This is a genomic window from Fimbriimonas ginsengisoli Gsoil 348 (assembly GCF_000724625.1).
Taxonomy (GTDB): domain Bacteria; phylum Armatimonadota; class Fimbriimonadia; order Fimbriimonadales; family Fimbriimonadaceae; genus Fimbriimonas; species Fimbriimonas ginsengisoli.
This window is the reverse complement of the sequence record NZ_CP007139.1, coordinates 131,005-153,879: the sequence shown is the minus strand read 5'-3', so window position 1 is coordinate 153,879 and position 22,875 is coordinate 131,005. Positions and strand designations below refer to the sequence as shown.

Here is a 22,875-nt window from a genome sequence, read left to right as displayed (position 1 = left end):
GTGGGGTTCCTAGCCGGGCGCGCCGGCTAAATCGTTCTGAGGCTTGATCGCGGCCATCGCCACGGCTTTCGCGGTCTCGCGATCGGCGTCGCGCTGTCGCTCACCCTCGAGCTCGGTAAGCTCCGTATCGACGTCCTCAACATCGGTATAGGGTTGGAGCAAGGTCAACGCCTGGCGCTCGGTAAGTAGCCCAGCGTTGCGAAGATCGATGATCCGCTTCACAACCTCGCTCGGCTTCTCGATCGAGCTTTCGCTGAGATGGACCGAATACGGAACGGTCTCAGGCAGGATGCCGGCGAGCAGCAGCGCGAGGTCGATCAGGTATCGGAGCACGCGCTCGATCGGCTCGGCGAGGGTTTGGGTTTCCTTGAGCCACTCGCTCCGGAGATCGTCAAGAACGTCTCGATTTACGGCTTCGGCATCAAGGTTGTAAAGCGGCGGCGGAGTCGGAAGTCCGGAGCTAGCGTAAACGTTTTGGGCGTACTTGAGATCGTCGACTTCATGAACCTTGGGGTCCCCCTCGATCACCTCGGCGTTCACCGGGCCGTTGCCGAAAAAGTCCTTTGCGACTTCGGTGGGATCAAAGATCTCTCGTCGTCCTTCGTTGAACCCATTCGTCGCCTTGAATTTGTCGACATCGTCCGGCTTGCCTGGCTTTTCTTCTGTTCCGATGTTCCAGAGGGTTCGGGAATGCGCGCGGGTCATGCGCCTGACGCATTGCGCCTCTTCCAGGATTTCGAGTCGCCTGGCCATCCGCCGAGCCGCTACGATTCCCGGCATGCCGTACCGATCGCCGTCGATATGGTCCCACCGCTCATGGGCCATCAGGGCGAGCGGGAAGGTCGCCACCTCTTCGTTGGTATTGACGTCGATTTGGGCGAACGCCCTGATCGGATCGATGAACTCATCGGCGTCGTCGGTAAGTCGCTCCATGGAAGCCGCGGGCATCCGCTTGGCATCTACAATGCGATCGCCCGCGATGATCGCCTGAACGAAAAGATCGCCCTCGATCGGAAGCATCCAAGCCCAACTAACCAACTTCGGACGCGCAATCCTGAGCACATCCTCCGCGATTCCGCTGGCTCGTTTTGCAAGTCGGTTCGACCCCTCGAATTGGACTTGAGCGCCCTTCCGAACGGATTCACGGGCGGTCATAAGCGTCGCGCGTCTGGCCCTCGGTTCGTCAAGGATGAGCGATCGGCAATCGGCAATGATCTGTTGCCGCTCGTACCTCTGGGTTTGGAGCGAGAAAGCGTAGGTTGACGGGCTCGCGGTGCCGGCCGTCCCCTGCTCGCTCGTCTGAGATGCGGGCGGTTTTATCCATCCGCTCATGAACGCCGAAATCGCCCGCCGGAGTCGGCTGAGTGGCTTGGTCGTTTGAGCCGGGCGGAAGGCACTCACCATGCCGCTGTCGGCGACAAGGAACGTGCCATCGCTTAGGCGAAACGGCTGCGGAGTCGGCTTCTTTCGTGCCATATCAGCGGCGGCGAGGAGGCGGAACGAACCGCCCGAAATTGTCGAAGCCGGACCCATGATCCGATCGAGGCTTGGCAACCAGGTGAGACGATGGCGTCGACATGACGAAGGGTTCCGACGAAACCACGCCCCGGTGCGCGGCTTCCATCACGCCATAGCGAGCGCAATCGGCAAAGTCGTCACCACCACGGCCGCGCTCATCGCAATCGATCTTGAGAACATCCTCCGGCTTATGAGGGTTGTGCTCGAGCGTGGGGATCTGCTCTATGAGCCGAACGCAGGTATTGAAGATGAAAAGCTTCGGCTCGATCGGCTCGCGGCCGCCGCCGGGCTCTACATCGCCGAAGCGGGTCAGCATCTCGCCCCATCCGTTCACACGGTCATCGTTCGCCGGCGAGAGGGTAATGCCGTATTGATCGTAAGTTTCGGCGATCGTCAAGCCATAGCCGCGCTTCGCAAAAACGTCGGCGCCGGCAACGAAGGTCTCGAGACGATCGACGGTAAGGTTGTGGCGCCCAAGCATCGCATGAATCGAGCTTGCGTGATGCTCCGGAAGCCACTTTCGCTCGCCGTGCTCCGCGGTGATCAGCACGTTCCCGTCACCATCCTTTCGAAAGAGATGGGACGCCGTGAAGTGCGTAAATCCGTAATCGAGCGCGGCCCAAGCATCCCACTCGATCGGGCACTCATAAGCCGGAATGACATGGACGTCGGCGCGGAAATTAGTGAAGTACTGCCCGGCCGCGATATCCCAATCGCCAAGCCGCCAAGCCTTGTATTGCCAGCCGACGAGCTTGTCAAGAACCTCGGTTTTGTACTCTTCGTTAACGAACGCGTTATCGTCGATCGTCGCCGGCACAAAGCGCGTCGTGGTCTCGTTTCGGCGCTTAAAGGGAACGATGAAGCGATCTTTGAACCACGTATGACCAACGCCTCCGGGGTTCGTGGTGAAGTACATCCGCGGGCGCCAGTCGAGCTTGCTGGTTCGCAAACAGGTCCGAATGGCGTCGACCTTGGAACTCGATAGGGTGGTCGCCTCTTCGATCGCGATGACGTCGTATTCAAGGCCCAGGTAGGCATCGATGTCGCCTTCATTCTTGAAGTGACCAAGAATGATTTGCGAGCCGTTGGGAAAGAGCAGATGCCCCTGTTGGGTGTAGCGGTGCGGCGTCGCTCCCAATAGCCGGGTTCGCAGATCTTCAAAGTTCTCTTTATTCGCCTTGCCGACCTTTCGGAGGACAAGGACCTTGAGCCCAGGCCGGCGCTGGCAATCGTCGATCGCGACCTGAACCAACAGCCAGTGCGACTTACCGCCGCCGCGGGCGCCACCGTAACCGATCTCAGTTGGGCCATTGGGAAGGTCACACAGCCGAGCAAGGGCGCTCGCCCTAAGCTGAGTCGCTTGGAGCACCGCGCCGCCGCGGATGAAGCTGAGAATTTGGTCCTGGGGACATCCCGCATCGCGCCCGGCCCTCGCATAGTTCTCAACTGCCCTGAGGGTCGACGTTGGATGTGTCGTCAGTGGGGCCATAGATCTTGGCGATCGCCGTTCCGAACGCGGCGACGAGCGGCGACTCGGCGGGGGTATCAACCTCGACCTTTTCGGTCGGCTTGCCGCCTACGCGGTCAAACAAATAGGCATTCGCCCGGTAGTCCGGAGGGAGCTTAATGATCTTTCGACGGATCATCACCAGCTCGCCCGGCTTAGCATCGGGAAATGCAGGGCGCTTAATCTTGGCAAACTGGCCGCCAGCCATTTGGCGTACGTCGTCGACGGTCACCGTGCACGCTTCAACCCACTCTTCCTCAACCTGCTCGGCGCCATGAGCGATGATCTCGAGATCTTCGCGAATGGTCGGCAGCCGATCAGAGATCTTATTTTCGGCGATCCGGACCTTACGGCCGTAGAGCTCGTCTTTCGACTTGCGTCCGGCGCCCTCTCGTTTTCCTCCGCGTGGCATCGTCGTTACACCAGCTCGATCAGGATCCCTTTGTCGTCAACGAAGGCATGGGAGTCTTTACCGCCGAGCAAATCGCTCTTCATGGAGAGCAAAACCGACGTCGTAACGGACCTTGGATCGATCCCAAATCCGGCAGTGAAGCGAGACAGGATCATGCGGCCAAAAATGACTAGAAAGGCCGTGATGTCGATCGTCTTGTCGACCGTCGCGAGCGTGACAAAGAGCGCTCGGAACTTAACCCGGATGTGCAATCTAATCGAGGTATTCACTTCGCGTCCTCTTTGGTCGGCGCGTCCCGATGCTTGGGATGCCAAACCGTCCCGCAAAAGCCAACAGCCAAGATGAACAGGCGAACCGCATCGTCGGAGTTATCGGTGATCGCTTTCGCCTGATCGGCAGAAACGAAATTGAACGCAGTCGCCATCGCTACAACCGCCGCGATGCCGGCCAAAATGCGCTTGACAGTGTTAGGGTGAATGATCATTGCGATTGCCTCAATCGAGAACCTGAGCGATCCGTTTGAACCTATCCTTAGCCTGGGGTTCGGTGGTTTCCATCACGCCGTCGAGCGCGATGTTCCGCGCCTCGTCGTGCTTACTTTCGAGCCTCACGATCCTCGCCTCTAGCTCCGAGAGTCGCTCGCGGGTCTCTTTTCGGATCCGATCGCTGAGCACGCTATCTCGCCGATCGAGAAACGCGAGGATCGCCGCAACTCCCGCGCCGAAAGTGGCGATATATGACGACGCGAGCTGCAGATCGGAGTTGATGGGCATGGCGGCATAAAATGGAGCGGCCCGGAATTCTTCAGAAGAATTCCGGGCCGCATGAGTGGATATTTGAACCTAAAAACAAAAAACCGGTCGATCAAGCGGTCGCATCACGCGCTCTGATCCACCGGTAGCACAATCAGTATTTTCAATAATTGCAAGCATTTTCGGTGTTAAGTAAAAATTGCTTCGTGGATCGCATAAAAGCCATTCAGTATATTTACTTGCTCTTTCGCCGTCGACGTCGGCCAGAGATCCCCGCCAGCTCGTCACTCGCCTGGTCGGCGAGCTCCAAAACATCAAGGTCAATGATCTCCTGTGGCGATCGATATGGAGTCGTCGCCATGTGGCTCGTGAGCTCGGCGACGAACCGATCGATCACCGCGGCGGGAATGCGCCTCTCGGGCATGAGGCGAAACTCAAACCAGCCGAGCCGAACAAGCGCCTGAGAAAGCGGTTCGCCGGCGTATCGGTAGAACATCGATTCCGGCTCCAGGCCGCGCCCAAATCGCCACAGAAGAGCCGGGTGCGCTCGCTGGAACGCCATGCCGTAAGCACCGCCTTCCGGCACACTCTCGACATACTCAGCAATGCTCTCTGCCTCATCGATCCCCGGTCGACCATTGGCGGGAGAGATCATCTTCGCGGTCTGTAGCCGTCCGGACGTCCGGAGCCCCCAAACCTCGATGAAGTCGATCGCCCGTCGCTCACTCGCCACAAACCGGCTGGGGCGCAAGAGTGGCTCAACGGCGACCCAGTGTCGATTTACGAGCCGCGCGATTGTATCCCCGTGACATGCGTCGATCATGCGACTCCCATTGGCGCGGAGGACCAGGCACTCGACGACAACCGCCTCTTGGGGATCGAGCGGGGCGGCGTTCCGAAGTGCCCGAACTCGCCGAATCTCCTCCTCAGTCATTAGGCGGCGATGCAGCGCCATCTAAGGCACCTCCCCGGCCACGCCCGCGCGCATTACGAGACTAATCAATGACGGAAATAAAAAATTTCTCACAACAATGCTCCCTGACCAACGAGCCCAGGCGCGGACGGATCTTCAATTTCATCGTCCAAAGCATTTAAATTTCGAGCCTTATTAGGCGAGACATTAAACACTCGGCGTGCAGCGCTATAGAGCTCGATATCCTCAAGTATTCGGTTAGCGCCCATACGTCTTGCGATGGAGATAGCGAGTCTCAGTGCATCTGCTTTATAGAGCGACACCATGGCCGATAATCCCTCTTCGCTTTTTGATCCAGAAACCAGAATTTCATTTAGCATAACGATAAGCAACTCGCACTCTTTACCGAGTCCCCTAGATTGGGCGAGACGCGTGATTTCAAGCATCTCGGTAAGTTGCGCGTGTAGCAGAGTACCGACCCACTTCCGAACGGGAACCGGAGGAGCCGGGGCGAAAGGGCCGGTAAATTGGGTCACCGAAATACCCCCTCAAAGCTCAGTGACGGGTTTGTGACGGGTTCAGTGACGGGTTTTGAACCCAAAATCAAAAAATGAAACCTTTGCGTGTGAGCGCGCGCGCGTAAGGGGGTTTTCTGGGATTTTTTCAATTTGAACCTAAAACCCGTCACCGAACCCGTCACAAACCCGTCACTGAGCCGAAAAACCATCAATTTCCCCCTCGATACACGTTTTGGAGCGCTTCGTCCGATAAAAGGGCGATTTCCTGATAGATTGCGCCGGTGTTTGTCTTGACTTTCGCGATACCTCTCGCCGTGAGTTTGCGCCCGAACGACGTCGAAGTCATGACCTTCATGCCGTTCATCTTGCACCACTTCTCGAACGCTTCATAAAGCTTATGAGCGCTCGCGCTAAAGCCTTTACCTTGCGTAGTGCATTGCTCTAGGAAATCACCTAAGTCGTCCATATCTTCGCGATATTCTTCGACGGCGGCGGCGATAACGTCGGGACGCCCAAGCCCTTCCGATTGCCAAGCTTTACAACCGGCGATCATCCACGCGAGGATGCCCGGATATTCGGCGCGGAGCTTTACCGAAAGCTTGGTGTCTTGCGCTTCTTTTGGAACCGAGTAATTGAACGGGATGAGGCGCGGTCGATTCCAGATTGCCCGGTCCTGGCCCCGGATGATGGGGCGATAATTTCCCGTAAACCAAACTTTGAATTCGGGCAGAAAATCAAAGTGCTCTTGATACAGGAATCGCGCGGTAATAACGTCGTTGCCGGTCAGCAGCTTGATGAGCTCTTCGTCGAGCCGCTGGCCCTCGCCGACCTCAGAAGCACTGGCGACGCGGGCGCCCTTGAGCCGTGCGATATCGTTGTTTGCGGCGTCAGATCCGTCTCGCTTGGCAAGAAACGAGCTGGTCGGCATTGCACGGCCGTACGGGCCTAGAATCGCGAGCAGCGTGCGAATAAAGACGCTCTTGCCGTTGTCGCCGTTGTGACCGTAGAGGTAGAAGAAACACTTCTCGCTCACGTCGCCGGTGAGCGAGTAGCCGCATGCTTTCCAGATATAGCGCATGAGGGTTTCGTCGTTTTCAAAGATCGTCGCGAGGAAGTCAAGCCAAAGCGGACAGTAGGCGTCTTCGATGAACGGGATATCGACAAAGCGCGTGAGCTTGTCGTCTCGGCAATGGGGCCGGAGCACGAACGTCTCAAGGTCGTAGGTGCCGTTCGCGAGATTCAGTAGATACGGCTGCGTGTCGAACTCGTCGAGCGAAACCGCGATGCCCGGCTGGGTTTTGGCGAGCGCGAGCATGTTCTCAATCGCGCGCTTCCCTTCGGAAATGGTCACCCACCGCAGGAACGCCTTACGGTCGGCATCGTCGGCGATCGTGCTTGCTTCGGCGTACATGGAGCGCACGATGCCCTGGGCGAGCCGGGAGACGGGCGCCCCCTCGTGATCGTCCATCAGCCAGCGGCGGCCGTCCCAAACCATCCATTTCTTTGTGGTGGCACAGTAGCGGATATCGGCGCCGTGGGCGTCGACCAAGCGCTCCGCGTTGCCGAGCTCGGTGCAGGGGTAAACCTTCTTGTCGCATAGCGTCGCGGCGGGCGATGCGGGATTCGGAAGCCGGTCGATCGCGGCGGCGATCAGTTCGGGGACGGTGCCGCCGGCGACAAAGAAATCGTCAAGGCCGACCTTGCGGCCGTCGGCGCTTGGGATGATCACGAAACGGACCTTGGCGCCCTTTTTGGAGAGGAACTCGCCGAGCTTGCGCAACTCTTCGCGCACCTCCCATTTGGTCATCACGTCCGAATCGAAGGCGATATAAACCCGCCGATTGTTGAGCGCGATGTAGTTCCAGTCGTCGAGAACGGTAATGCCGCCCTGGTCGTTCTTGCCGCGCCAGGCGCTTACGCCGTCGAGGTTTAGCGCCAAAAGCCCATGAGCGGCGCCGCAATCACCTTTTTTGGTCCCCTCGCCGATCCATAGCGGGATGAGCGGATCTTTCAGGCTTTCGACTTGGCTCGGATGGCAATCGAGCGTCTTCGCGGCGCCGCGTGGGGATTCGTATTTGACCCACTTCCCGGAGAGCATTCGGGGGTTATCCGGACGCACGATGTAGCGCACGACGTGGCCATCGCCGACGCTGCATTGCGGGATAACGAGCGCCGGCACCGATTGCTGGGTCGCGCCGAAACCGAGCCGCTCGAGCTCGACGCGCTTGGTCGCCGTCCAATAGCCACGCTGTTCGATGAGCTCGGTCGGGATGCCCGACTCGATCTCTAACATGTGCCGGTGAGCATCGGAGAGGGTGTGGGCCACTTAGGGTGCACCGCCCAAAACTCGCCCCAAAAACATCTTTAAAATGTACGTACAATGCCGTACAATATGAGCATGGAAGAGTGGTTTGCGATTCGCTTTTACGACAATCGACGGGGCTGGCTTGACTTCACCTTGCCTTGCTCTCGCTACACTCCAGATGAATGCGAAACTTGGGCGACCCACCTCGAAACCGTTGAAGGCTTGCAAGTGCTGGAACCGAAAGTCATTCTTCTCGATGAGCGCGAATGGACGCCTGAGATGGAGCGGGTTTGGAATTGGATGTGCGGTGGTGACGTTGCCGCTGTTACGCTTCACTGGCTTCGAAACCCGGAGATTCGTCCCGCGATCGTCGAGGCGATGCGCGAGGAAGCGATGGCGCTTGAAGGGGCAGACTTCGACAGGGCGACTATCACGACGGTTATGGATTGGCTTGCACTTCCCCTGAGGGACGTGGATGCAGCCTAAGGCGCCTTCGGATGCTCGGCTAGAATTGCGGCTTCCCTCTAAGCTGAAAGGCCAGATCGAGGACGACGCGCGGGACCGAGGCCAAGCGGCATCGCAACTGATGCGGTGGCTGTACGAACAATGGGCGCTAGCGGGACGACCGCAGCCTCCGTTCCCTAAGCGCTGACCGTCAGGCACCGTTTACCCCCCCCCGTTAGGACTCTTAGCAAGTTCGGCTGATACGCTTCAACTGCTTTTTTGGCGTTACGATTCGCCTGGGCGTGGTAGCTCTCCTTTAGTTCGAATCCGGCCGCGTCGCGACCTTCTTCTATGGCGACGACGGCCGTCGAGCCGATGCCCATAAACGGATCGACGACGAGATCGCCGGGATTCGAATAGAGCCGAACGCACCGGCGAATTACCTCGAGCTGGAGCGGGCAGACGTGTTTTTCATCTTTGCTCGCCCGGGCCGATCGCCAATTCTGGAGGACGTCTCCCTCCATGATGTCGTCCCAGATCCCGGACTCTTGCCATTCTTGGATCAGGGCGCCGCCGTACGCGTCGGTGAAGCCTTCCAAGGCGAAGTTTTCGTCGAACTTCGAACCGAGGCCGGGAACGATCCGCTGGCCCTTTTGGCCGTTGAGAACAAGATCGTCCCAGCGCCACACGCCGTACGCGTCGCGGATCCATTCTTCCGATTCGAGCCAACCTTGCCGGTTCGTGCTCGCGTCATGAATCGCCTTCACCGGCTCCGGATTCTCGCCCGGCTTGCGGAAGAAGAGCACGTAATCGTTAACGGCGGGCGCGAGCTTGCAAGCGTCGCGTTCGCGCCCGGTCATGAATTGGAGCGAGTGCAGAGAGAGCCGCTTGGCGATCACCTGCGGGTTTTTAGGAATGACCACTTCGCCGACCCACTCGAAACGATCGCGCTCGGTAAACAGGTCGATCACCGCGCCGCGGAAGTCGCGCCGGCCGGCGTACCCGTGCTGGTTTTTGTAGCGCAAAAGCTGCTGGATATGGATACAGGCGATCCGGCCGGGCATCATCGCCGGCCACAGCGATTCGACAAAGAACCGCATATGGAGACCAAACTCCGAAGCGCGCATGTCGACGCCGTCGCTGCAGTTGCCGATATCGGCTACCTTGCCGCTGTACATGAACAGGGCGCCGAACGGGATCGAGGTCACGACGAGCTTTGCGGCGCCGGGGGCGAGATACTGCCGCAGGCCGGTGACGCAATCGGTAAGACGGATGTTGAAGCTAGGCATATGGAATCTCCACCGGGCATTGCCGCTTGAGTTGGCCGTGGCGAGTGCCGGTCTTAAGCTCGGTTCCGCCCTTGAGGCGTACCAAAACGCAAATGTTGTTAAGCCGCTCGGCGATCGTCCTTTCGCACCAAAAGCCGGCGTATTTGATCCAAACTGTAAGGCCGATGGGCCACTTGTTCTGATTCTTTTCGACCCATTTCCGGGCATAGGCGCGGCGCTTATCCGGATGCTCGCGAAGGTAAGCGCGCGCTCTTTCGGCGTCCTTATCGGCTTTCCCGGCGAGTCGGCGAGCTTTGCGGTTACGTCGCTGCTGTTCTGCGTTTTCGGCATAGGTGACGCGTTCGTAGCACGCCAAGCAGAGGCCGCGGGCCATGTGGCGTCGGTCGGTTCCGCCACATTTTTGGCAGCGGTCGAACCGAAGCGACCATCGCCCCTTGAGGCGACTTCCGTCTCCCCGCGTCACGCTGCCACCGCCAGGTTAAGCCCCTCTTCGCGAAGGGCGGTTAGGTACCAGTGCTCTTGTTCGCTGGCGTCGGATTCCGATCGGGCGGCTTTGCTGAGCAGGTTGTCCCACATCTGCCCCTCGAGCTCCGGAATGTAGGGGATATGGACCCGTAGCGAGCGGGTTTGGCCGTAGCGGTAGGCGCGCCGGACCATCTGATAGAACTGTTCGTTCGAATCATTGAAGCCGGAGCAAACCATGGCGCCGACGAACTGCAGGTTGCGGCCAAAGCCGAGAACGCTCGCCTTGGAGATCACGACGTTCGTGTCGCCGTGCTCGAGCCGATCGAGGATTCGCTCGCGCTCGCTTTCCGTTGCCGATCCGTCGATTCGCTCAGCGCCCGGGATGAGGCTGGCCAGCATGGCCGCCTCTTCGTTGAACGTCGTCCAAACGATGACCTTTAGCCCGGCTGCGACCTCTTCGGCTACGACCTTGGCGACCGCCGCGGGTTTGAGGCTGTGAACGCCGATCGGTTTGCCGCCTACCAACAAGAACCCTTTGGCGATCTCGCTCAGCTTCATGCGCTGGGTGGCATCGAGCTTTGGCGGATCCATCGCATTCAGCGGCGCCTTGATGACGGCTTCCGCTCGCTTGATTTGATCCTCGGTGATCGCGACATGCGACGCCAGATAGACTGGCGCGGGGACGTTCTTGAGGTTGTCCTTGAAGCCAAATCGCGACGGGTCGCGCACGAAAATCGAGCCCGACGCCATGAACCGGAAGAAGGCTTCGCGGGCGTGGGGCCGGAGCTGCCACTCGCCGTCGTCGCCCTTGCGCTCGAAAAACGTCCAAAGGATTTCGTTCGTGTTCTCGCTCCGGAGCATCTCCAGAAAGCCGAACTGGCTTGCGAACTCCATCGTATCGTTGGGAGCGGGAGTCGCGGTCAGGGAGAGCTTGTACTCGATCCCGCGGGCGCTCTTGATGAGCCCCCATTTGATCTTGCCGCCACCGCTTTTGAGGATCGAGCTCTCGTCGAGGATAAATGCGGCAAGCAGCCGCATTTCGGAGATCGGCTCGCCGGCGAAGAGGTAGAAGCTACAAATCGCGAAATCGAGGTCGCTCGGATCCTGAAGCCACTCGATCAACGCTTCCCGGCTGTCTATCCGCTTGATCGGCATCCCGCCGCCGTAGAATTTTTCGGCGTCGCCAAGCCACTGAGGGATTACGCTCGGAGGCGCCGCGAACAGGACCTTGCCGCCCGTCATGAGGTTCGCGCACCGTCCGAACTCCAGCCCCATCGGCGTCTTGCCTAGGCCACAGTCGGCCCATACGGCGTACCGCTTGCGATCGAGGGCGCGGTGAGTGACGAACTCTTGATAGTCGAATAGCCAGTCAGCAAGATCGGGGATCTCAACCGGCGGAATAACGATGCGCTCGTCGAGCTGCGGGGCGAACCTTGCCGCCGTCGTGAGCACGTAAACGTCTCGATCGCGGTCGTAAACGAGCTTGCTTTCGGGCAGCTTCTTGGCTCGCAAAAACGTGTCGTACTCGTTTAGGTCGAATGCGGAGAATTCGACGCTCGCGATCCCGCGCTCGATGGTCACGGTTGGGTTAGCCACCGGCGAACACCTCCGCCTTTCGCCACCGTGAGGACCACGGGCGACGAACTAGATCGGCCTGGATCGCTTGCTTACGAAGCGGCACGGCACATACCGCGCACACGCCGGGGTACCCGTGGATGCACCTTGAGCCGCGTCTTGCGTCAGGATCGAACATCCAGCCCCCCCCCATTTTCTGGCCCCTGAATTAGGTCCATTTCTCCTCCAAAACGGGTGTGTAGTTGCCGCGGACGAACTCGACGTAAACGACTGTTACGGCCCGATCGCGAGCTTTTGCCGGTCCGCCGGCATCCATAAATCGTTGATAGTGCGGCGCCTTTTCGCTCTTGCCCGCGCCCTGAACGCCGATGCGGCCGCCAGCGGGATTGATGAACATCGCATCGACGCCGAACTCTAAATCGTGGTGGCGCTTGGTCAGGTGGTCGAAGCGTTCGCGCTCGATGAGCTTCCATCCCTGATCGCGACCCCACCGCACGGCGTAATCGGTCGTAAACCGGGTCGCGCCCGATCCTGATCGCTTTGCTTTTGGCGGGGGCGTGTTTGCGACCTTGGCCAGATATTCCGCCGACCACTTCTGCCGCACGGACAGCGCGATTGCCGCCCAACGCCGGGGACAGGGCCGCCAAAACTCTGGGATGACCAAGCCGTCGGCATCGACCGGGCCTTGATCGCGAAAGAGCCCCTCGGCCACGGATGGCGCGAGGGGAGCGATTTCGGATCCGACCGGCTCGACCGAATCTAGGGCGGCGAGATTCGGCATAGCTATTCCGTATCTTTGAACGGGTCGTAGTCGTCGTCGAGCGCGTTACTCTTCGCTTGGGCCGGCGTAGCGGTAGCCGCCTGAGCTTTGGCCGCGGCGGCGCGTTCGACCGCCGGCTTAATGAGCGCGGGTGGATTCTCTTTGCCGTTTAGGGCGAGCGCGAGATCGTTCCATTCGTCTTCGCTGTACTCCCCGATCTCGCCGGCGCCGCGCTGGAAATAGGCGGCAAAGAGCTTCTTCCACTCTTCCGGCGCCTCACGCGGGGTCGGCCAACCCTTTTTATTGCAGACCGCAAATAGGGTCTGCAGTGACGGCGGAAGGCTCGCGTCGCTGGCGCCGTCATCCTCGCGGGCCGGTCGTTCCGCCCAGAGCGGGTGAGCCGCGACGCCTTCGATTGGATCGCCGCGCAGCTCAGCCTCGATCGCGCGCCACTTGTCGACCGACGAAACCTTTGGCGCGTTGGGGTTCGTCTTCGGGCGATACACGGGTCGGGCGATCATGTCGGCGCCGACAAGGGCGAGATTGACGTAGGTAGAGGCTTCGCGGGCGCGCCCCTTGTCGTCGGTCCAAGGCTCGCCTTTGGCGGTTGTAATCCGAACGATCTCGTCGCTCGACTTGACCTGAGTCAGGATCCATCCAAAGGTAAGCGCGGCTTGCGTGGGACGCAGCTCGAACGTTTCGTTATCGAGCAAGCCGGCATGGACGTGGATCACGCCGTCGTTGGTCTCGATGTCGGCTTCGACCTGGCGGTACGGCTTCTTGTATTGATCGGTTGTAACCCCTTCGTGAATGCCGACGCGTTGGATGCGGCCAATAATCGAGGTGCGCTCGACGAGCGTGCCGTCTTCCTCGCGGCCGCTGATGATGCGGCCCTTCGAGAAGCGCCAGGCTTTGCCGCCGCTGGCGACTTTAACATCGGACTCGTTAGGAAGGGCGGGACGGGTTTCCGTGGTGGACATGGTTTTCGATTTCTCCGTTGCAGGGTTGGGGCGCCATCTCAGGCGGCGAGGTGGTTGACCTGGTGTAGAATCACCAGGCGGGCCGCGAGCTGGTCTCCGCGGCTTTTGCAATGGTCCCGTCGGGTGGTATCGGCGGGATCGCCCCTAAAGGGGCGTTTTTTAGGTCGGCAAACTTGCAGTTACGCATCACGCCGCTTCGCCCCGCTGAGCCTTGCGAATCCGGGCGACGGTCTTTTCCACGCATGACGTCGAGCAGCCAAATCGTTCGGCGGCTCCATCGAGAGTAGAGCCAGGTTCGCTCAAGTACGCGGCAAGGTCGGAAAGCTTTTGGCCAGTGAAAAATGGATGCGGCCCGCGCTGACGTTCCGGAAGGCTGATTGCCGTTTCTGCGGAAAACATACGGTTAATATACGGTAGGTCTACGGTCCTTGCATAGTGGGAGCCCGCATCTTTTCCGCAAAGTTTCCGTATGGATTCGCCGAAGTGGGCAGCGGAGGGACGAGTGCTAGGAGAATTGATCGATGCAACGGGCTATGAACGCAAGGAAGTTGCCCGGCTTTTGGATTGCAGCGACGATATTCTTAGCAACCTTTGCCGAGGCGTAACTCGGCTCAGGAAGGACCGTCGCGCGGCGATGGCATCTATTCTCGGCATGAGCGAGGCCGAACTACTGAAGCAGTTGACGTCCCGGCCCCTCAGGAAGCCACCTAGCCGAACGGAAGCGACCCAGGATAAAGGTCCGCTGGGCACCGTGAATGTGCGGGGAAAGATGGTCATTGTTCCCACTGGCGTAACAGCGGTGCCAATATACGGCTCTGTGCCAGCAGGTCCACCGGGATACGACTACAGTCAAGCCGAGGATGTCGAACTCCTTCCCGACTGGATTGGAGATTTTCAGCGTTGGGGCACTTTTGTTTCCGGCGAGTCCATGTCGCCGGAATTTCTAAATGGGGATCGCGTGATTTTTGAAGATCGCATGCCGATGCCAGGCCAAGCAGTGCTCGCCATTAAGGATGGCGAGCAGACGTTCAAGATTCTTAAAGGAGATGTTGGCCGCTATGAGCTTTGGCCGCTGAACGAAGATTACGACCCGTTTAGCGCGTCCGGATTTGACATCATTGGAACGCTTGTACTGAGGATCCGTTATCTCGACGGTGGACTCCGCGACACCCGCGAGTATCCAACCCACTGGAAATTCCGTTCGCTTAAGCGTCGTTAACTGTACGGTTTTTCTACGGAATACTTGCGGTTTCCCGTAGGATTGCCGTAAGATGGTCTCTAAGCCCAACCACCGGGCAGGAGATCATGAGACCACGACGCTACATTCGACCTGAAACCCCCAAGGCGGAAGCGCTCTTCCGTAGGCCACTTTGGCGCGAACAGATCGCCGATAGTGCTTACCGCGCCATCCTCGACCTCTTGCACACCCTCTTCCCGGCCGGTCCGGTTGTGAGGTACGCCTAAGATGGTCGCCACTCACTATTCGAGCGCCGGCCGAGCGAACCGGCTCCGGGACGCTGCCCAGGCGATGCGCGAGCGATACCGGGCCGACACCGCCCGGGAATTTCCCACGAGCCCGATCGACGCCGAGATGCGCGCTCAGGCCACGTACTCTGGCGCCTTGCTCGCTTTCCTGACGATGGCGACGGGGAAACTGGCGGAGCGAGACGCGCTCAAGATCATCGCCGACATGGAGCGCGAGGCGCGCACCCTGCAACTTCCCGAATCGGCTTTCATCCTTCACTTTGTAGGCAAGCGAATTCAAGAGCGCGAGTGCCTGGTCAGGCTTCAGTTCTGCACCCGAGATGGGTTCTGGCAAGCATCGTGCGACCGGAGAACGATTCCCGGCCCTTGGATGGCGGGCGCGACGCCTGACGATGCCATCCGCGCCGCGCTGAGCCGGAAGCAAGTCGATCCCAGCGAAACGGACCGCTTCAACGTCGTCTGGATCGCCGACACGGATATTCCGATGTGCCCGCGCATCTACGTTGAGACGGGGAAGGTGGGCATTCATGCCTAGCAGCTTCATCGCCGCGAGGCAAAAACGGGTTGAGGACCCAGTTCTCCCCGATGACCCGATCGAATCGGAAATTCACCGATGGGTTTACACGATGGACCGCCGCGCTCGCGGGGTCCTTTGGTTTATTGCGATTTGCTTTCTTCTCGTCTTAACCGCGCTGCTCGGCACGCTCATCAAAGAGCGCACCGAGAACGCGCGTCTTGAGGCGGGAGCGACCATCGGTGACCGGCCATGACGATGATCATGCCGTATTCGGTCATCGAACCCGCCGAGCTTCTTGAGCTAGGAATCACCGCCAAGGGTCGGCATTATCGCCGCACCCGCGACGGCGCGGTTCTTGGCCCCGACTACCGGGAGATCGAGCTCCCTAAACCCCAGGAACCCGCCATGCCCCAATCCGCCACTCCTATCAACCAAGAGACTGCCGACCACCTCGCCGGCGCGATCGCCGAACTCAAGGGCGAAGTCGCTCCGGAATCCGAGGTGCCGCGCGAAACCGAGATCCACGGCGATTACATCGTCGACGTCGAGACGGGCGAGGTGGTCGGCATGGTCGATATGGCGCCCAAATTCGCGGTGACCGACGCCGACTCGGCGAACTGGGTTCTTGGCAAGATGCTTCAAGCGGAAGCCGAAGTTGCGGCGATCGACAATTCGGCGCTGGTGATTCACGCCCGCGCGGTGCTTACAAACGCCGAGCGAATGAAGCGGGATCGCTTAGGCCGCCTCAATTGGCTGCACCTTCGCTTCGATGCCGAGCTCGGCGAGTACGCGCGCAACGAACTCAAGGGCAAGAAGTCCAAGACATTCAAAACGCTGCTCGGATCGATTTCGCTCGTGGCTAACGCGGGCGGACTTGCCGTGGTCAAAAAGGGCGAGGCGACCGCGCTCGAGATCGCCAAGAAGCTTGGCTTCACGAACGCGGTCAAGACGAGCGAAGAGTTCCAAATCTCGAAGCTCACCGCGGAGCAAAAGGCGGCGCTGACCGAAGCGGTGCGGAAAGGCGAAGTCGCGCCCGGTGGATTCGAGGTTAAGCCGCCATCGGAAAAGGTCACGGTCACGACCGGGGTGAACTCCTGATGGAAGAACCCCAGATCCATGTTGGCGTCGAGCGGCCGTTCCGCCTCCCGGATGGCCAGGTCGCTCGAATCACGATCAACCTTTCGCGGATCCCGGCCACGGCGAGCGACAGCCTTATCACGAGCATGATGGGGCGAGCCACCACCGGCCTCGCTTTGATCCTCGCCGAGGCCGAAGATCGCGCCCGGAACATGACCCGCCCGCCGCGGCCGCTTTTCGTTAACGTCGACGCGCTGGCCGACGAGCCGCTGAACGGTGAGCTCGACATCGACGAAGAGGACGATGACCGCGAAGAGACGATCGACGACCTTCCCAAGGAACCTCCCGCAACGCCTAATCTCGCGCCCATCGATCCGGCTCCGACAGCGCCGGTAGTTGCCGCAATTCCGCGTGAGGAAGATCTCCGCGTAGATGGCGCGGAAGCGTTCGGGATCTTCATTCCTTACCCGCCTGAGGAATGGAACTACGAGGCGATCACGGAGATCGGGGTGAACGGTGGCGCCGGCCAGCTCACCGCCCTAAACGCCGGCCTTACATCGATCGGATTCGGCGGTGCTAGGCGGCACGCGGCTTGCTTCGCGATCCTCAGCGAGTATGGCGACCTACCGACAGCCGCGGTGATTGATGAGGTTTCCAGCACGCGCGATCTAAGCAAGGCCGACGCCCATATCGTTCTCTCGTGGCTTGAACAGGCGCGCCCTGAAAACGTGGCCGAACTTGCTAACGCGATCCGCCCCCAGGACCCCGCCACGAATGCCGTAAGCGCTGAAATCGCGCGGGTTGTGGCGGAGATGGGCCTTGAGCCGAAGCCGGCATCGGAGCCAAGCCCGAACGGCGCCACTCCGGAGGAAGCCGGCCGGCAAATCGAAGAGGCGATTTTGCGAAGCGCCGCCGATCTCGATGCCGAGCTCGCTAGCGGACTTACTCCCGCTACCAAAGCCCTCGCCGACGAAATCGCGAACCGCTTCAAGGAGCGCGGACCGCAAATCGACACCAGCGACGAGTTCGACGTCACGCCGGTCAACCGCGAGCCGGAGATCGTGCTCTCGGAAGATCAGCAGCGCGCGATCGACTTGATCATGGAAGCCGCCAAGGAAAAGCAGGGTCGCTTCATCTTCGTGACCGGTAAGGCGGGCACGGGTAAATCGACGGTTCTCAAGAAGATCCGCGATCGCGCTCGATGCCTCGTCGCGGCGCCGACCGGGCTCGCGGCCGTCAACGTCGGCGGCATGACCATTCACCGGCTCTTTGGGCTCAAGATCGGCCCTCAGTCGCGAAACAAGGTCAACGCCATGCGGCACCCCGAAATCGCTGCGGCAGCCGATCTGATCGTCTTGGATGAGATCTCGATGGTTCGCGCCGACGTGCTCGACGCCATCAATGTTTGCCTCCAAAAGTCGCTTCGAAACAAGCTGCCTTTCGGTGGCAAGACGGTTGTCGCGATCGGCGATATGTGGCAGCTCGAGCCCGTGGTTAAAGAAGACGAAAGGGAATGGATCGAGAAGAAGTTCGGCTCTCCATTCTGGTTCGACGCGGAGGTTTTCCGGGCGCTGCCCGCGCAAGGCGAGCTTGGCGAAGCGCCATCGGAAGGCATCTCGATCGAGACCTGTGAGCTCACGCAGGTGTTCCGCCAAATCGGCGATCCGGATCTGATCACCGCGCTCAACGCGATTCGGATCGGCGATCCATCGGGTCTTGCGTTTCTCAACCAGCGTGTTGGCATCCAAGCCCCTTTGGGGGAAGAGCCGGTCGTTCTCACGTTCGGCAACGCGAAAGCGGCGGCGATCAACAGGAGTCGCTTGGCAAGCCTTACGACGGAATCGAAGGTCTACACGGCGGCGATCGGCGGCGAGTTCGACGAGCGGGATATGCCGGTCGACAATGAGATCACTCTCAAGATCGGCGCTCAGGTGATGTTCGCTCGCAACACCGTCGATGAGTGGGGCGTTCAGGTTAGCAACGGCACGGTGGGCGAGGTCGTTGGCTTCGAGCGGAATGGCCCTCGCATCAAGCTTCGTAACGGCAATGAGATCGTGGCCACGCCGCTTGAGTGGAAGAAGATCCGCTACGCGATCGACCTGAAAGAGGGAGAGAAGATCACCGAAGAGGTAGCCGGCTCATTCTCCCAGGTGCCGCTTAAATTGGCGTGGGCGATCACAACCCACAAAGCCCAAGGTCAAACGCTCGATTCGGCGCTCCTAGAGCTCGAAATGAAGGCGTTCGCTCATGGACAGCTCTACGTTGCCCTTAGCCGTGTACGCACGCTGGCGGGGCTCTACCTTCGCCGTGGCCTTAATGCCGACGACCTGATCGTTAACGATCGCGTACGGGAATTCTGCGGCGTCCCTAAACCCGAAGCGGTTGCCGTCAAGCGCAATGCTTCGGCGCTTGCTTAGCAAGGCCCTCTAACCGAACTACCATGAAAATTTACCTAGCATCATCGTGGCGCAACCCTCATCAACCGAGGGTGCTTAATGCTCTTCGCGAAGCGGGGCATCTCGTTTACGATTTTCGGAATCCGGAGCCGGGTAACACCGGCTTCCAATGGTCGGCAGTCGATCCGGAGTGGAAGGGTTGGGACCCGGCCACTTACCGCGATTGTCTCAAAAATCCAGTCGCTGAAGCCGGGTTTTCTCTGGATATGAACGCATTAGAGCAATGCGACGCGTGCGTATTGCTGTTGCCGAGCGGGCGCTCTGCTCATCTTGAAGCCGGATTCGCGGCCGGGGCGGGGAAGTTGCTGTTCGTGCTCATGGAGGAGCCCCAAGAACCGGAGTTGATGTACGCGATGGCGGAAGACGTGTGCCTTTCCGTCGACGATCTCTTGACTTGGCTTGACGCCTTCCGCCATCGCGGCGCATCAACCGTTCATGCGTACATGGAGCCCATCTCCGCGGAGGTTCCATGAAAGATAGCTATTACGTGATCTTCAATCGGCGCGGAATCGACCGGCTCCTCAAAACCGATAGGTTCGATTTGAAATCGGGCGAGTGCGTCGTTCGGATGGAGATCGAGGTCCCCGATTCCGTTTTTGCGAAGCCGGTTATCCCGGTTACTCGCGTCGTCATTCCTGCGGAAAGCATCAATCGAACGATCGAAGCTGAAACGACTCTCGACGGTGAGGTTGCCTAGATGCAAATCGAAACGAAAGGACCCGTGGTGCCGCGACCGATGTTGCTCGGCGAATTACCAAAACAGATTGAGGCGCCCGCCGCACCGGAGAACTCGGAGCCGATCAACCCCGCCCACTACAGGGGCGATGACGTCATGTGCATCATCGAGCGGTACCGGCTCGGGTTTTGCTTAGGCAACGTTGCCAAATACGTTCTTAGGCACGCTGATAAAGCCGGTGTTGAGGACCTGAAAAAGGCGCGCTGGTATCTCGATCGCGCCATCTCCAACATGGAGAAAGGAGAGGTCGTTGGCCTTTAACGCGAAGGGATGGATGGAATGGAAATAGGCACGAAAAGCGTTCTATTTGGCGCTCACTGCTGGTTCATCCATCCCTGGTTCGTTGCGAGGGCATGGACCAAACTCTACGGCTTTCCGAAGGATTACCGGCTATGGGTCGCGTTCTTCGTGCACGACCTCGGCTACTTGGGAAAACCTAACATGGACGGTCCCGAAGGTGAAACGCACGTTGAGTTTGGCGCGAACCTCATGCACCGTTGGTTTGATGTTTCGGAGCCAACTCGCACGCCGGAATGCGACCGTATCCGCCACGCGGTGGGCCACAGGTGGTGCCCCGGCTGCATCAGTCAGTTTAACGAGTGGCGAAACTTCTGCCTGTACCACTCCCGGTTCTATGCCAAGCGTGACCGGCAGCCGTTCTCCCGGCTTTGCGTCGCCGACAAGCTCGCCGTAGCTCTTGAGCCGTGGTGGCTATATCTCCCGAGAGTGATCGCCACCGGAGAGATCCGGGAGTACATGGCGCTCGCCCGACACAGGGAAGGAAGCAAGTATTCCGCGATGCAGATGAATACGACTTCGCCTCGCGCGTGGTTTGAGACGATGGGCGTCTACCTTCGCGCCTGGGCATATGAACACGCTGACGGTCGTCCCGACACATGGACGCCAGAGCTCAAGGCGGTGCAACAGTGACCGTCGAGCGCGAGGTTTTCGAGACCTATGCGGAGATCGACGACGACCGATTGCAGCAACTTGCTCAGGTCCATCGCCGCCGCGTCGCCGAAGCAGAAGAGGAAGTCTCGCGACGGCGATCGCTACTCCAACCGTTTGAGGACGAGCTCGCCCGGAGGGGGTTGGCGTGATTTCGGCCGTGCTTCGCTGCCTTAGGAAGTGGTGCAAATGGGGGGGGTATCGGTGAGATCCGAACGTCGATACCTTCGCCTCGGCGACGTGCATCAAGAGCCTGGCGGTGGCCGGCATATGTGGGTTTACGACGTCCAAGACCCGAGCGCAATCATGCGTCCGCTCGATGCCCGTGGACCGAGCGAGCACGTCGCCGTCCGGATCGCGGAAGTGGCCTACTCGTGGCCGCGGATCGACGACCTGGGCGGCCGGATCGCTTGGGTCGAACCAAGCGAGGTGCTCGCATGAAAAGTTGGAGGCGAAACGCCCTTCAGCCGTCGTTCACCTTTGATTTCGATCCTGCGCCGGTGCCCGCTCCGGAGTCGGCGTCGATCGTCGTTAGGGATCTCCCGGCCGCCTGTATTGCGGCGCCAATCGAGCCGATCGCGGTGTCGATTGAGCCGCTTGGAAAAGCCGAACATAAAATATTCGATTTTCCCAAAGAGCCAGAGAGCGGGTTCGCGTTCCATTACTTTCCCGATCGCCCGGTCGTTTGCTCGAGCGTTGATATGGCGCGCGAAGCGCTCACCCGGCACCGCGATCATGCCCTTGCCCTGCTTTCTCGCGCGCGCGCGCGAGGAGACGATGAAAGCTGGCCGCTCCGATCGCTCGCGTTTTACCAGCGCCAATTGACGGCCATCCTGCCACCTAAGCCGCGGAGGGTCGATGGCTGAGCCTCCGGTTTACGATCGGTCGCAAGGCGAGGTCGATTACGGTCCCAAGGCCCGCACGGTGGTAATCGCCGGCCGGCCGCGAAAGGGAATCGTCTATTGCGATCCGCGAGTCGAAGAGGCTTGGCGGCAATATGACTTGTTCACGACGCCCCGTCCGGAGGTGGCGAATGAGCCTCACTAAACGAGCTCTTCGCGAGTACTTGTGCGACGGTTTACAATGCGACGAGGCAAGCGCCGCCGACGCTGAGGGGCACGTGCTCACGTTCTTCCGTGCTCTCATTCAAGCCGATCAGGATTTCAAGAATGCCCAGACCGAGAAAATCGACGATCGCAAAGCCGCTTGAGCGCGAACGCTGCGTTATTTATTGCCGGGTGTCAAGCGAAGATCAGGCGAAGGGATACTCGCTCGACGCCCAGCTCCGCGCCCTTCGCGCCTACGTAGCGGAAAGAGATTTTGAGACCGAGGCGGTGTTCGTCGAAGATGAGACCGCGCGGAAAGCTGGCCGGCGCGAGTTTCGCGAGATGGTCAAGGCTCTTTCTGGCGGTGAGATTCGGCACTTGGTTGCTGAAAAGACCGACCGCATGTACAGAAATTTCCGGGATCGGGTCACGATCGGCGACCTTATCGAGGACGGTTTACAACTCCACCTCGCCACTGAGCGCGAGATTCTTCACAAAGATTCGCCCGCCTATCAGAAGTTCGTCCATGACATCCGGACCGTAGTCGCCAAGAACTTCAGCGACAACCTCAGTGAAGAAGCTCGTAAAGGAATGAGGGAAAAGGCGGCGCAGGGCATCTGGCCATCAAGCGCTCCGCTGGGCTACCGAAACGTCTCGGTCGGCGCCGTGCGAACCATCGAGCCGGACCCGATGTCCGCAAAGCAGGTAACGGCGTTTTTCGAAGCCTATGCGACCGGCGACCATAGCATTAAGACTGCGGCGGTTGTCGCTCAGGCGATCGGGCTCAGGAGTCGCAAGGGCGCGCGCGTCGCGGTCAGTGCTTTGCATCAGATGCTTCAAAATCCGCTGTACAAGGGCGAAATCATGTGGAAAGGGGTTACATACCCCGGAAAGCACGTTCCGCTCGTCAGCGAGGCAACGTGGGCCAAAGTCCAGCAGGTTCTTGGCGGCCGGGCGGTGAATTGCGCCGGCTTCGGTCGACGCGAGTACGCCTATCGCGGAATTTTCACGTGCGGCCGGTGTGGATGCGCGATGACGCCCGAAAGCAAAAAGGACGGTCGGTACGTTTACTATTCCTGCACGGGGTTCAAGGGCTGCCCGCGCCTGTCGGTGAGCGAAGCCGCCATCACCGACCAAATTGCCGCCCATTTGGAGAGGCTCACCATTCGGCC

General features: G+C 59.7%; 31 protein-coding genes and 1 pseudogene. 17 read left to right on the top strand and 15 right to left on the bottom strand.

The window, feature by feature from the left end; all coding sequences use genetic code 11:
• Positions 1-9: 9 nt before the first annotated feature.
• The 9 genes from OP10G_RS00790 to OP10G_RS23720 all read right to left on the bottom strand — a co-directional run bounded on the left by OP10G_RS00790 (position 10) and on the right by OP10G_RS23720 (position 7,913).
• Positions 10-1,554, bottom strand: a complete 1,545-nt coding sequence (locus OP10G_RS00790; RefSeq protein ID WP_144240926.1) for a hypothetical protein — start codon at positions 1,552-1,554, stop codon at positions 10-12.
• Positions 1,478-3,007, bottom strand: a complete 1,530-nt coding sequence (locus tag OP10G_RS00785) for a phage terminase large subunit (protein ID WP_084178748.1) — start codon at positions 3,005-3,007, stop codon at positions 1,478-1,480. The genes OP10G_RS00790 and OP10G_RS00785 overlap by 77 nt, the downstream gene beginning before the upstream one ends.
• The gene (locus OP10G_RS00780) at positions 2,961-3,437 is read right to left on the bottom strand and encodes a hypothetical protein (RefSeq protein WP_025227799.1); all 477 of its coding nucleotides are present in this window, start codon (positions 3,435-3,437) and stop codon (positions 2,961-2,963) included. The genes OP10G_RS00785 and OP10G_RS00780 overlap by 47 nt, the downstream gene beginning before the upstream one ends.
• Positions 3,438-3,442: 5 nt before the next feature.
• A complete protein-coding gene (locus OP10G_RS00775) occupies positions 3,443-3,706 on the bottom strand; it encodes a hypothetical protein (RefSeq protein ID WP_025227800.1) in 264 nt (87 codons plus the stop codon).
• Positions 3,703-3,921, bottom strand: coding sequence for a hypothetical protein (locus OP10G_RS00770; RefSeq protein WP_025227801.1), 219 nt, complete (start codon positions 3,919-3,921; stop codon positions 3,703-3,705). The genes OP10G_RS00775 and OP10G_RS00770 overlap by 4 nt, the downstream gene beginning before the upstream one ends.
• Positions 3,922-3,931: 10 nt before the next feature.
• On the bottom strand, positions 3,932-4,210 hold the full coding sequence (locus OP10G_RS00765) for a hypothetical protein (protein ID WP_025227802.1): 279 nt from the start codon (positions 4,208-4,210) through the stop codon (positions 3,932-3,934).
• Between the two features lie 214 nt (positions 4,211-4,424).
• Positions 4,425-5,144, bottom strand: a complete 720-nt coding sequence (locus OP10G_RS00760; protein ID WP_025227803.1) for a hypothetical protein — start codon at positions 5,142-5,144, stop codon at positions 4,425-4,427.
• A 68-nt stretch (positions 5,145-5,212) separates the two neighbouring features.
• Positions 5,213-5,548, bottom strand: coding sequence for a hypothetical protein (locus OP10G_RS26070; RefSeq protein ID WP_144240925.1), 336 nt, complete (start codon positions 5,546-5,548; stop codon positions 5,213-5,215).
• Between the two features lie 280 nt (positions 5,549-5,828).
• Positions 5,829-7,913 (bottom strand): phage/plasmid primase, P4 family, encoded by a 2,085-nt coding sequence (locus OP10G_RS23720; RefSeq protein ID WP_025227805.1) that lies wholly within the window; start codon positions 7,911-7,913, stop codon positions 5,829-5,831.
• Positions 7,914-8,012: 99 nt separating this feature from the next.
• Between OP10G_RS23720 and OP10G_RS00750 the strand changes: the two genes are divergently transcribed.
• Positions 8,013-8,411 carry a hypothetical protein gene (locus OP10G_RS00750; protein ID WP_227625024.1) on the top strand — a complete coding sequence of 133 codons (399 nt, stop codon included), beginning with the start codon at positions 8,013-8,015 and terminating at the stop codon, positions 8,409-8,411.
• 155 nt (positions 8,412-8,566) lie between these two features.
• Here the strand turns inward: OP10G_RS00750 and OP10G_RS00745 are convergent, their stop codons facing one another.
• The 6 genes from OP10G_RS00745 to OP10G_RS00720 form a co-directional block, all read right to left on the bottom strand.
• Positions 8,567-9,658, bottom strand: a complete 1,092-nt coding sequence (locus OP10G_RS00745; RefSeq protein ID WP_025227807.1) for a DNA methyltransferase — start codon at positions 9,656-9,658, stop codon at positions 8,567-8,569.
• A complete protein-coding gene (locus OP10G_RS26615; protein WP_038472273.1) occupies positions 9,651-10,121 on the bottom strand; it encodes a hypothetical protein in 471 nt (156 codons plus the stop codon). Before OP10G_RS26615 ends, OP10G_RS00745 begins: the two co-directional genes overlap by 8 nt.
• Positions 10,118-11,704 (bottom strand): helicase-related protein, encoded by a 1,587-nt coding sequence (locus tag OP10G_RS00735; protein ID WP_025227809.1) that lies wholly within the window; start codon positions 11,702-11,704, stop codon positions 10,118-10,120. The genes OP10G_RS26615 and OP10G_RS00735 overlap by 4 nt, the downstream gene beginning before the upstream one ends.
• Positions 11,705-11,906: 202 nt before the next feature.
• Positions 11,907-12,479: a hypothetical protein gene (locus tag OP10G_RS00730; protein ID WP_025227810.1), complete on the bottom strand. Its 573-nt coding sequence runs from the start codon at positions 12,477-12,479 to the stop codon at positions 11,907-11,909.
• Between the two features lie 2 nt (positions 12,480-12,481).
• A complete protein-coding gene (locus OP10G_RS00725; protein ID WP_025227811.1) occupies positions 12,482-13,438 on the bottom strand; it encodes a hypothetical protein in 957 nt (318 codons plus the stop codon).
• 186 nt (positions 13,439-13,624) lie between these two features.
• Positions 13,625-13,837, bottom strand: a complete 213-nt coding sequence (locus tag OP10G_RS00720; protein ID WP_025227812.1) for a hypothetical protein — start codon at positions 13,835-13,837, stop codon at positions 13,625-13,627.
• Positions 13,838-13,907: 70 nt separating this feature from the next.
• Here OP10G_RS00720 and OP10G_RS23715 point away from each other — a divergent pair, with 70 nt between their 5' ends.
• The 16 genes and pseudogenes from OP10G_RS23715 to OP10G_RS27760 all read left to right on the top strand — a co-directional run.
• Positions 13,908-14,657, top strand: coding sequence for a LexA family protein (locus OP10G_RS23715; protein WP_025227813.1), 750 nt, complete (start codon positions 13,908-13,910; stop codon positions 14,655-14,657).
• A gap of 86 nt (positions 14,658-14,743) precedes the next feature.
• Positions 14,744-14,902: a hypothetical protein gene (locus tag OP10G_RS26610; RefSeq protein ID WP_158409099.1), complete on the top strand. Its 159-nt coding sequence runs from the start codon at positions 14,744-14,746 to the stop codon at positions 14,900-14,902.
• 1 nt (position 14,903) lies between these two features.
• Positions 14,904-15,458 (top strand): hypothetical protein, encoded by a 555-nt coding sequence (locus OP10G_RS00710; protein WP_025227814.1) that lies wholly within the window; start codon positions 14,904-14,906, stop codon positions 15,456-15,458.
• On the top strand, positions 15,451-15,693 hold the full coding sequence (locus tag OP10G_RS00705; RefSeq protein ID WP_025227815.1) for a hypothetical protein: 243 nt from the start codon (positions 15,451-15,453) through the stop codon (positions 15,691-15,693). The genes OP10G_RS00710 and OP10G_RS00705 overlap by 8 nt, the downstream gene beginning before the upstream one ends.
• Positions 15,690-16,538, top strand: coding sequence for a host-nuclease inhibitor Gam family protein (locus OP10G_RS00700; protein WP_025227816.1), 849 nt, complete (start codon positions 15,690-15,692; stop codon positions 16,536-16,538). Before OP10G_RS00705 ends, OP10G_RS00700 begins: the two co-directional genes overlap by 4 nt.
• Complete coding sequence (locus tag OP10G_RS23710; RefSeq protein WP_025227817.1) at positions 16,538-18,934, top strand: DEAD/DEAH box helicase; 2,397 nt, start codon at positions 16,538-16,540, stop codon at positions 18,932-18,934. The genes OP10G_RS00700 and OP10G_RS23710 overlap by 1 nt, the downstream gene beginning before the upstream one ends.
• A gap of 71 nt (positions 18,935-19,005) precedes the next feature.
• Positions 19,006-19,446: a hypothetical protein gene (locus OP10G_RS00690; protein WP_175578200.1), complete on the top strand. Its 441-nt coding sequence runs from the start codon at positions 19,006-19,008 to the stop codon at positions 19,444-19,446.
• The gene (locus tag OP10G_RS00685; RefSeq protein ID WP_025227819.1) at positions 19,443-19,670 is read left to right on the top strand and encodes a hypothetical protein; all 228 of its coding nucleotides are present in this window, start codon (positions 19,443-19,445) and stop codon (positions 19,668-19,670) included. Before OP10G_RS00690 ends, OP10G_RS00685 begins: the two co-directional genes overlap by 4 nt.
• Positions 19,671-19,970 (top strand): DUF3310 domain-containing protein, encoded by a 300-nt coding sequence (locus tag OP10G_RS00680; RefSeq protein ID WP_025227820.1) that lies wholly within the window; start codon positions 19,671-19,673, stop codon positions 19,968-19,970.
• Between the two features lie 18 nt (positions 19,971-19,988).
• Complete coding sequence (locus OP10G_RS00675) at positions 19,989-20,639, top strand: hypothetical protein (RefSeq protein WP_025227821.1); 651 nt, start codon at positions 19,989-19,991, stop codon at positions 20,637-20,639.
• A complete protein-coding gene (locus tag OP10G_RS26065; RefSeq protein WP_158409098.1) occupies positions 20,636-20,809 on the top strand; it encodes a hypothetical protein in 174 nt (57 codons plus the stop codon). Before OP10G_RS00675 ends, OP10G_RS26065 begins: the two co-directional genes overlap by 4 nt.
• Positions 20,810-20,861: 52 nt before the next feature.
• On the top strand, positions 20,862-21,098 hold the full coding sequence (locus OP10G_RS00670) for a hypothetical protein (protein ID WP_144240922.1): 237 nt from the start codon (positions 20,862-20,864) through the stop codon (positions 21,096-21,098).
• Positions 21,095-21,523 carry a hypothetical protein gene (locus tag OP10G_RS00665; protein WP_025227822.1) on the top strand — a complete coding sequence of 143 codons (429 nt, stop codon included), beginning with the start codon at positions 21,095-21,097 and terminating at the stop codon, positions 21,521-21,523. The genes OP10G_RS00670 and OP10G_RS00665 overlap by 4 nt, the downstream gene beginning before the upstream one ends.
• A complete protein-coding gene (locus tag OP10G_RS00660) occupies positions 21,516-21,704 on the top strand; it encodes a hypothetical protein (protein ID WP_025227823.1) in 189 nt (62 codons plus the stop codon). Before OP10G_RS00665 ends, OP10G_RS00660 begins: the two co-directional genes overlap by 8 nt.
• On the top strand, positions 21,691-21,867 hold the full coding sequence (locus tag OP10G_RS26605) for a hypothetical protein (protein ID WP_158409097.1): 177 nt from the start codon (positions 21,691-21,693) through the stop codon (positions 21,865-21,867). Before OP10G_RS00660 ends, OP10G_RS26605 begins: the two co-directional genes overlap by 14 nt.
• A pseudogene (locus tag OP10G_RS27760) lies at positions 21,827-22,843 on the top strand (recombinase family protein); the annotation flags it as partial. The gene OP10G_RS26605 and the pseudogene OP10G_RS27760, both read left to right, overlap by 41 nt.
• Positions 22,844-22,875: the final 32 nt, after the last annotated feature.